Annotated in this window: 9 protein-coding genes; 7 read left to right on the top strand and 2 right to left on the bottom strand. The window is 69.8% G+C overall.

Going from position 1 to position 8,716, the window contains the following annotated elements; genetic code table 11:
- Positions 1–1,053 (bottom strand): DEDD exonuclease domain-containing protein (locus A5622_RS10400; RefSeq protein WP_197507986.1); only part of this gene is annotated, 1,053 nt, incomplete at its 3' end.
- A gap of 126 nt (positions 1,054–1,179) precedes the next feature.
- Between A5622_RS10400 and A5622_RS28100 the strand changes: the two genes are divergently transcribed.
- From A5622_RS28100 to pimB, 4 genes are all read left to right on the top strand, one after another.
- Positions 1,180–1,434 carry a hypothetical protein gene (locus A5622_RS28100; protein WP_197505174.1) on the top strand — a complete coding sequence of 85 codons (255 nt, stop codon included), beginning with the start codon at positions 1,180–1,182 and terminating at the stop codon, positions 1,432–1,434.
- A gap of 177 nt (positions 1,435–1,611) precedes the next feature.
- Positions 1,612–2,751: a peptidoglycan hydrolase RipC gene (ripC, locus tag A5622_RS10405; protein ID WP_066878334.1), complete on the top strand. Its 1,140-nt coding sequence runs from the start codon at positions 1,612–1,614 to the stop codon at positions 2,749–2,751.
- 61 nt (positions 2,752–2,812) lie between these two features.
- Complete coding sequence (locus tag A5622_RS10410; RefSeq protein WP_066878336.1) at positions 2,813–3,628, top strand: hypothetical protein; 816 nt, start codon at positions 2,813–2,815, stop codon at positions 3,626–3,628.
- Between the two features lie 64 nt (positions 3,629–3,692).
- The gene (gene pimB, locus A5622_RS10415; RefSeq protein WP_066878340.1) at positions 3,693–4,832 is read left to right on the top strand and encodes a GDP-mannose-dependent alpha-(1-6)-phosphatidylinositol monomannoside mannosyltransferase; all 1,140 of its coding nucleotides are present in this window, start codon (positions 3,693–3,695) and stop codon (positions 4,830–4,832) included.
- A gap of 10 nt (positions 4,833–4,842) precedes the next feature.
- Here pimB and A5622_RS10420 read toward each other — a convergent pair whose 3' ends face one another.
- Positions 4,843–6,645, bottom strand: a complete 1,803-nt coding sequence (locus A5622_RS10420) for a long-chain fatty acid--CoA ligase (RefSeq protein WP_066862610.1) — start codon at positions 6,643–6,645, stop codon at positions 4,843–4,845.
- Positions 6,646–6,822: 177 nt separating this feature from the next.
- Between A5622_RS10420 and A5622_RS10425 the strand changes: the two genes are divergently transcribed.
- The 3 genes from A5622_RS10425 to A5622_RS10435 all read left to right on the top strand — a co-directional run.
- The gene (locus A5622_RS10425; protein WP_066862607.1) at positions 6,823–7,212 is read left to right on the top strand and encodes a polyketide cyclase / dehydrase and lipid transport; all 390 of its coding nucleotides are present in this window, start codon (positions 6,823–6,825) and stop codon (positions 7,210–7,212) included.
- Positions 7,213–7,316: 104 nt separating this feature from the next.
- Positions 7,317–7,754, top strand: a complete 438-nt coding sequence (locus A5622_RS10430; RefSeq protein ID WP_066862605.1) for an SRPBCC family protein — start codon at positions 7,317–7,319, stop codon at positions 7,752–7,754.
- Positions 7,747–8,716 (top strand): ArsA family ATPase (locus tag A5622_RS10435; RefSeq protein ID WP_197507987.1); only part of this gene is annotated, 970 nt, incomplete at its 3' end. The genes A5622_RS10430 and A5622_RS10435, both read left to right, overlap by 8 nt.

Below are 8,716 nucleotides of genomic sequence, written 5' to 3' on the forward strand. Positions count from 1 at the left end.
CCGCACCACCGCCAGGCGGGGGAAGGCCTCGTCGGTCAGCGCCACCCACCACCATCGGTGCGGAAACCTGGACCGCCGGTTGTATGGCGGGGCGTGCGCGGCCAGCAGCCGCAGCTCGCGCACGCCGGCCTCCAGCGCATGGGCGCACTCGACGTGGTCGACCGACTCTGCCAGCGCGACCATCTCCTTCATCCGGCCGCGCGGGTCGGCGCCGGTGAAGTACTGGCCGACCCGTCGTCGCAGGTCGACGGCGGTGCCGATGTAGAGCGTCTCGCCCGACGGCCCGCGGAAGAGATACACGCCGGGCCGGCGCGGCAGTCCCTCGGCGAGCACCCGCTTGCGGCGCTGCGCGGGTGTCACGTCGGGCAGGTAGGTGCGCAGGTCGGCGTAGGTGTGCACGCCCTGGTTGCCCACCCGCTCGATGAGGGCGTGCAGCACGTCGACGGTGGCGCGGGCGTCGTCGAGGGCGCGGTGGGTGGGCTGAGTGGCCACCGCGAACAGCCGGGCCAGGGCGGCCAGCCGGACGCTGGGCGCTTCCTCGCGGGACAGCACCCGGCGGGCCAGCCGGACCGTGCACAGCACCTGCGGGCGCGGCCAGGCGATGTCGCACCGCTGCGCCGCCGCCCGTAGGAAGCCGACGTCGAATCCGGCGTTGTGGGCGACCAGCACCGTGCCGTGGTCCAGGCCGGCGAACTCGAAGAACATCGGCAGCACCGCGTCGATGGCCGGTGCGTCGCAGACCATCGCGGTGGTGATGCCGGTCAGCCGCACGACCTGGGGCGGGATGCTGCGCTGCGGATCCACCAGCGTGGCGAACTCGCCGAGCACCACGCCGCCGCGCACCTTGACCGCCCCGATCTCGGTGATGGCGTCGGGGGCGGCTCCCCCGGTGGCCTTGGTGCGCCCACCGGTGGTCTCCAGGTCCACGACGACGAACGTGGTCTCGCGCAGCGAGAGCTCGTCGGGCGTGAACGGTGACCCGACGTCGGCGAAGCTCAGCTGCGTCGCGTCCCGGGAAGCCACGGCGGTGACGTTATGCCCGACGACCGACACCCGGGCGGCTCCCACGCCGGAGCGCGGGGACGGATACCTGTCGGTGACCGCGGTTACGGTTCGGGCAGTCCGGCGTGATGTTCGCTGACCCACTGTGCCGGAGCCCAAACGAGAGGACCCACCCCGATGGCACCACGAACCGAACCCACCGACATCGGCATGACGCCGCCCGAACCGGGGACGCCGGTGGTGATCGACTGCGACGAGTGCGCGGTGCGAGGCCCCGGCTGCCGCGACTGTGTCGTCAGCGTGATACTCGGGGTTCCGGATACTTTATTGCAGGACGAGCGAGCGGCTTTGGAGGTTCTCGCCGAGGCCGGCCTGGCGCCGCGCCTTCGGCTTGTCCCGATTCGTCGGGACCGTGGCTCTGGTGTAGCGTAATCGCCTTGTCCCGCAAAGGTCCTCGCGAACGCGAAACGATTCACATAGAAATGACAGGATTCTTTCTAATTTCTTAACCGCTCGCTTTGGACAAACGCCGATATCGTTTCGTAACCTGTTTGAGACCTAAACCAGCTCGACGACCTATTCGTCGATGGCCGTTTAAGGAAGCAAATCTTGAGGCTTGCATCTAGGTACCCGGTTGCGCGTGTCCTGACACGGTCGGCAATAGGGACGCTAGCTGGCTTCGCGATCTTGTCCGGTGTGGTGACGGCCCCCGTGTGGGCAGACCCGGCCGAGGACGCCACGGCAAAACTCAACCAACTGTCGCGCCAGGCCGAGCAGACCACCGAGGCGATGCACAGCGCCCAGCTGGATCTGAACGACAAGCTGGCCGCCCAGCGCGCGGCGGACAAGAAGCACACCGACGACCAGGCCGCGGTCGATGCGGCGAAGGCGCATCTGGCCTCGTATCAGGATTCGGTCAACAAGCTGGCCGCCGCGACCTACATGGGTGGTCGCGTCGACGGCATGGAAGCCATCCTGACCGCCGGCTCGCCGCAGGGCCTGATCGACAAGCTGGCGGTGCAGCGCGTGATGGCCACGCAGATGACCGACCAGATGAAGAGCTTCCAGATCGCCGGGGAGCAGGCCGCCAAGGCCGAGCGCGAGTCCGCCAAGTCGGCCGCCGACGCCAAGAGCGCGGCCGAGCAGGCCGCGGCGGTCCGGGCGAGCCTGCAGTCCAAGCAGAGCCAGCTGCAGGTGCAGATCGCGGTGGTCAAGTCCCAATACCTTTCTTTAACGGCCGATCAGCGCACCGCGCTGGCCAACCCCGCCCCGCCTCCCGGCGCTCCGGCACCCCCGGAAGCGGCGCCCCCGGGCGCGCCCGCCGGGCAGGCGCCGGGTGAGGCTCCGCCCGCCGGCGGAATGCCGGGCATGCCCGGGACGACGCCCGGCGGTGTCGGCGGCGGTGACCGCGCCACCGTCGTGCAGGCCGCACTGACCCAGGTCGGTTCGCCCTACGTGTGGGGCGGCTCCGCACCCGGCGGTTTCGACTGTTCCGGCCTGGTGATGTGGGCATTCCAGCAAGCCGGCATCTCGCTGCCGCACTCCAGCCAGGCGCTGGCCCACGGCGGGCAGCCCGTCTCGCTGGGTGATCTGCAGCCCGGTGACGTGCTGACCTTCTACTCCGACGCCTCGCACACCGGCATCTACATCGGTGACGGCATGATGATCCATTCCTCTACCTATGGCGTGCCGGTCCGGGTGGCGCCGATGAGCGCCGGCGGTCCGATCTACGACGCTCGCCGTTACTAGACACCCCCGACCGCGTCGCCGGCGGCTCTCGATACTGCTGGCTTGGGTATTCGTCGTCGAACTGCTGGTGGCCGCGGCCGTGCCGTTCGACGCCCAGCGCGAAGCACGGATCCGGCCCGCCCAGCTGGTCACCCCGGCCCGGAGCCAACTCCCCGCGTCGGCCAGGTCGATCACCGTCGGCGACCGCACCGTGCGGCTGCTGGGGCTCGGCGGCCCCGCCAACGACCGGCTGCTGTCCCGGGTGGCGTCGGGCATGCCCGCGGCGATCGCCGCGGTGGAGTCGTTCTGGGGTACCGACTGGGCCCGTGAGATCTCGGTGGTCGCGGCCGGCACCGACGAGGAATTTCGCGCCGCCGCCGGCGGGGGACCGGCGTCGCAGTGGGCCGACATCGCGGCCGTGACGGTGGTCGACCGGCTCGATCCCGTTCGCCGGGTCGCCGAGGGCCAGCGGATCGTGTTCGCGCCCGGCGCGGCCACCATGAGCGCCGCGTCGTTGCGAATCGTGTTAGGCCACGAGCTTTTTCACTACGCCGCGCGCGCCGACACCGTCGCGGATGCACCTCGCTGGCTCACCGAGGGGGTGGCCGACTTCGTCGGCCGCCCGCCCGTGCCGGTGCCCGCCGAGACGCTGCTGCCCATGACGTTGCCCACCGACGCCGATCTCGACGTGCCGGGGGAGCAGCGCTCGCTGGCCTACGACCGCGCGTGGTGGTTCGCCCGATTCGTCGCCGACACCTACGGAGCGCCGAAATTGCGCGACCTCTACCTGGCCACCTGCGGCGTGCGGCATGTCGACATCGCCGCCGCCAGTCAGGATGTGCTGGGCGACAGCCCGGCGGGCCTGCTCACGCGCTGGCATCAGTGGCTGGGCCACTAAGGCCGCATCGCCCGGCTCGGACCGTATGCGCGGGGTGCGCCGGCGCCAGGCTAGCCTGTCGCAGGTGAGTCGGGTCCTGCTGGTAACCAACGACTTTCCGCCCCGCCCGGGCGGCATCCAGTCGTACCTCGGCGAGTTCGTCGGCCGGTTGGTCGACGCCGGGCCGCATACGGTGACGGTGTACGCGCCGCAGTGGAAGGGCGCCGACGCCTTTGACCACTCAGCCGAGGCCGCCGGTTATCGAGTGGTGCGCCATCCGGGCACCCTGATGCTGCCCGGCCCGGCGGTCGACGCCCGGATGCGGCGGCTGATCGCCGAGGGCGGCATCGACACGGTCTGGTTCGGCGCGGCCGCGCCGCTGGCGCTGTTGGCCTCCCGCGCCCGCGGGGCCGGGGCGAGCCGCGTGCTGGCCAGCACCCACGGCCACGAGGTCGGGTGGTCGATGCTTCCGGTCGCCCGCTCGGTGCTGCGCCGCATCGGTGACGACACCGACGTCGTCACGTTCGTCAGCCGCTACACCCGGTCCCGGTTCGCGCCGGCGTTCGGCCCCCAGGCGTCGCTGGAATACCTGCCCTCGGGTGTGGACACCGAACGGTTCCGGCCCGACCCGGCGGGCCGGGCCGAGCTGCGTGACCGTTACGGGTTGGGCGAGCGACCCACCGTGGTGTGCGTGTCGCGGCTGGTGCCACGCAAGGGCCAGGACATGCTCATCAAGGCCCTGCCGTCGATCCGGCGGCGCGTCGACGGCGCCGCATTGGTCATCGTCGGTGGCGGCCCGTATATGGACTCGCTGCGCGCGCTGGCCCGTGAGTGTGGGGTGGAAGACGACGTGACGTTCACCGGCGGCGTACCGGCCGCCGAGTTGGCCACGCATCACGCGCTGGCCGACGTGTTCGCGATGCCGTGCCGCACCCGCGGTGCCGGGCTGGACGTCGAGGGGTTGGGCATCGTGTACCTCGAGGCCTCGGCGACCGGCGTGCCGGTCATCGCCGGCAAATCCGGGGGAGCCCCAGAAACGGTGCAGCACAACAAGACCGGGCTGGTCGTCGACGGCCGCGAGGTGGCCGAGATCGCCGGTGCCGTCACCGAATTGCTGAGCGATCGCGACCGCGCGGCCGCGATGGGCGCGGCCGGACGCGACTGGGTGATGGCCCAGTGGCGGTGGGACACCCTGGCGGCGCGGCTGGGCGCGCTGCTGGGCTGACCGGCGCCCATTAGTCCTTCTCGTAGATGGCCTCGATGTCGGAGGCGAACTTCTCGGCCACCACGTTGCGCTTGACCTTCATCGTCGGCGTCAGTTCGCCGGTGTCCTCGGTGAAATCGACCGGCAGGATGCGGAACTTGCGGATCGATTCCGCATGCGACACAGCCTGATTGGCGTCCTTGATGGCCGCGTCCACCTCGGCGACCAGGTCGGGGTCGGTGGCCAGATCGCCCACCGAGGCGCCGGCACCCTTCTGGTTGCGCTGCTTCCAGCCGTCGAACGCCTCGGGGTCGATGGTGATCAGCGCGCCGATGAACGGCTTGTTGTCCCCGACGACCATCGCCTGACTGATCAACGGGTGGGCCCGCAGCCGGTCCTCCAGGACGGCCGGCGCGACGTTCTTGCCGCCGGCGGTGACGATGATCTCCTTCTTGCGCCCGGTGATCTTCAAGAAGCCGTCCTCGTCGAGCACGCCCAGGTCGCCGGTCCTGAACCAGCCATCGGTGAACGCGTCGCGGGTGGCCTGCTCGTTACGCCAGTAGCCGGTGAACACCACGCCGCCGCGCACCAGCAGTTCGCCGTCCTCGGCGATGCGCATGCTGTTGCCCGGCACCAGCGTTCCGACCGTGCCGATCTTGACGTTGCCGACCTGGTTGACGGTGATCGCCGAGCTGGTCTCGGTCAGGCCGTAACCCTCGTGGATGGTCAGGCCGACGCCGCGGTAGAAGTGCCCCAGCCGCGAGCCCAGCGGCGCGCCGCCGGAGACGGCCGCGTGGCAGTCGCCGCCCAGCGCGGCGCGCAGCTTGTTGTACACCAGCCGGTCGAACAGGGCGTGCTTGGCGCGCAGCAGCGGGCCGCGGCGGCCGCGGTCCTGCGCCTCGCTCCAGTCGACGGCGGTTTGGACGGCCGCCGCGAAGATCCGGCCCTTGCCGTCGTTCGAGGCGTTCTGCTCGGCGGTGTTGTAAACCTTCTCGAACACCCGCGGCACCGACACCACCACGGTCGGCTTGAACACCGCGAACAGCGGCACCAGGTTCTTGATGTCGCTGGTGAAGCCGACGGTGACCTTGTTGGCGAACGCGGACAACGTGAGCGAGCGGGCCAGCACGTGCGCCAGCGGCAAGAACACCAGCAGCCGCTGGCCCTCGTCGAGCAGCGTCGGCAGGCTCTCCTTGGCGCCGCGGGTCTCATACAGCAGATTCGAATGGGTCAGCTGGCAGCCCTTGGGCCGCCCCGTGGTGCCCGAGGTGTAGATCAGGGTGGCCGGGTCCGACGCCCGCAGCGCCTCGAGGCGCGCGGTCAGCTCGGCCGGTGCCACCGACGCGCCGGCCTCCACGAGCTGGTCGAGCGCCTTGGGCCCCGAACCGTCGATGTGCAGCACCCGGCGCAGCGCGGGTAGTTCGGCGGTCAGCTCGGTGACCATGGCCGCGTGCTCGTCGGTTTCCGCGAACGCCAGCACCGCCTCGGAATCCTGTAGCACCCAGCGGACCTGCTCGGCCGACGACGTCTCGTAGATCGGCACGGTGACCGCACCCACCGCCAGGATGGCCAGGTCGAGGATCGCCCATTCGTAGCGGGTGGCCGAGAAGATGGACACCCGGTCGCCGGCCTCTACGCCCAGGGAGATCAAACCCAATGCGGCCGAGCGGATCTGCTCGGCCGCCTGGGCGCAGGTGACGTCGGTCCACTCGCCGTCGATCTGACGCTGGTAGATGACGAAGTTGGGGTCGTCGCGCTCGTGTTCGAAGACCATCGCGGCGATGTTGTCGTTTTCGCCGACGGAGAAGCGGGCGGGGACGCTGTACTCACGCACTCTTATGACCTCAATCGACCTCGTGGAGATTCCCGGGAGCGGGTTGCTGCCGACCAGCCTAATCCGCGCGTTGACCCAGCACGGCTAGCAGTGGGTGGGCCGGGACCGCGATTGCGGGCCGCGACGTCCGGCCCGCCCTCGGCGGGGCGGCGCGGGCCGGTGTGTGAAGCTGGGGTGATGAACAGCATCCAGATCGCGGATGAGACGTTTGTCGCCGCCGACGGCGCGCGGGTGGGCGCCGCGGTGGCCGATCGGTCCAGCTGGCGGCGCTGGTGGCCGGACCTGCGGCTGGAGGTCGTCGAGGACCGCGGGGAAAAGGGCATCCGGTGGTCGGTCACCGGCGCGTTGACGGGCACCATGGAAATCTGGCTGGAACCGTCGCTGGACGGCGTCGTGCTGCACTACTTCCTGCACGCCGAGCCGACCGGGGTGGCGGCCTGGCAGCTGGCCAAGCTGAACTTGGCGAAGATGACGCACCGCCGTCGGGTGGCGGGCAAGAAAATGGCCTTCGAGGTCAAGACGACACTGGAACGGTCACGTCCGGTCGGAGTTTCTCCGGTAGTTTAGCCGGGTCGGGTCCGCCGCGGAGAGTACCGTGTCGGACCGAGACCCGCGGGATCCCCACAGTCGACAGCGGTCGATCCGTTCGCGGGAGAGAGGGCAGCAATCAGGTGGCGGAGAAGACGACGCAAACCATCTACATCGAGGCCGACCCGGCCACCGTGATGCAGGTGATCGCCGACATCGATTCCTACCCGCAGTGGATCTCGGAGTACAAGGAAGCCGAGGTCCAGGAGAAGGACGCCGACGGCTACCCGAAGGTTGCGCGGATCGTCATGGACGCCACGGTGATCAAGGACACGATGGTGATGTCCTACGAGTGGCCCAAGGATCGCCAATCGGTGAGCTGGACGCTGGTCTCGAGCTCGCTGCTCCGTGCGCTGGAAGGCTCATATCGACTGGCGGCCAAGGGATCTGGCACCGAAGTCACCTACGAACTCTCCGTCGACCTGGCCATGCCGATGATCGGGCTGCTCAAGCGCAAAGCCGAGCGCCGGTTGACCGACACCGCGTTGAAGGATCTGAAGAAACGAGTCGAGGCTGAGTGAGTCCACTGAATTCGGAGCGCCCGCCCCGGCCCGGATCAGCCTTTTCGTCGGCAAAGGCGGGGTAGGGAAATCCACCCTGGCCTGCGCCACCGCCGTCGGTGCCGCGAGCGCCGGGCAACGGGTGCTGGTGATCTCCACCGACCAGGCGCACTCGCTGGGTGACGTACTGGGCGTTCCCGTCTCGCCGAGTCGGGGCGACCTGGTGCGGGTGCTGGCCGACCTGGACACCGGGCAAGCGGAGGCCGGCGGCGGGTTTCTCGACGCACTGGCTTTGGACACGCTGGCGCTGCTCGAGGTCCGCTGGCGTGAGGTCGTCGCCACCCTGGATCGGCGTTTTCCCGACTCCGAACTGGGTACCATTGCGCCCGAAGAACTTTCGGCCCTGCCCGGGGTGCAGGAAGTGCTCGGGCTGCACGCCGTCGGCGGGCTGGCCCGCAGCGGGCGATGGGATCGGGTGGTGGTCGATTGCGCGTCGACCGCCGACGCCCTGCGAATGCTGACTTTGCCCGCCACCTTCGGGCTGTACGTCGAGCGGGCCTGGCCGCGGCATCGCCGGCTGTCGGTCACCGCCGACGACGTCCGGTCGGCGGCGGTGGTCGAGCTGCTCGAGCGGATCAGCTCGGAGGTGGAGTCGCTGAGCGCGCTGCTCACCGACGGCGATCTGGTGAGTGCGCACCTGGTGCTGACCCCCGAGCGGGTGGTCGCGGCCGAGGCGGCCCGAACGCTGGGCTCGCTGGCCCTGATGGGCGTGCGGGTCGAAGAGCTGATCGTGAATCAGGTTCTGCTGCAAGATGACTCGTACGAGTACCGCAATCTGCCCGAGCACCCCGCCTTCTACTGGTACACCGAGCGCATCGCCGAGCAGCGCAGCGTGCTCGACGAGCTCGACGCCACCATCGGCGAGGTGGCGCTGGTGATGACCCCGCACCTGTCCGGCGAGCCGATCGGCCCCAAGGCGCTGA

Origin of the sequence: Mycobacterium sp. 1245801.1, from assembly GCF_001673055.1 — a bacterium.
GTDB classification, from domain to species: domain Bacteria; phylum Actinomycetota; class Actinomycetes; order Mycobacteriales; family Mycobacteriaceae; genus Mycobacterium; species Mycobacterium europaeum_A.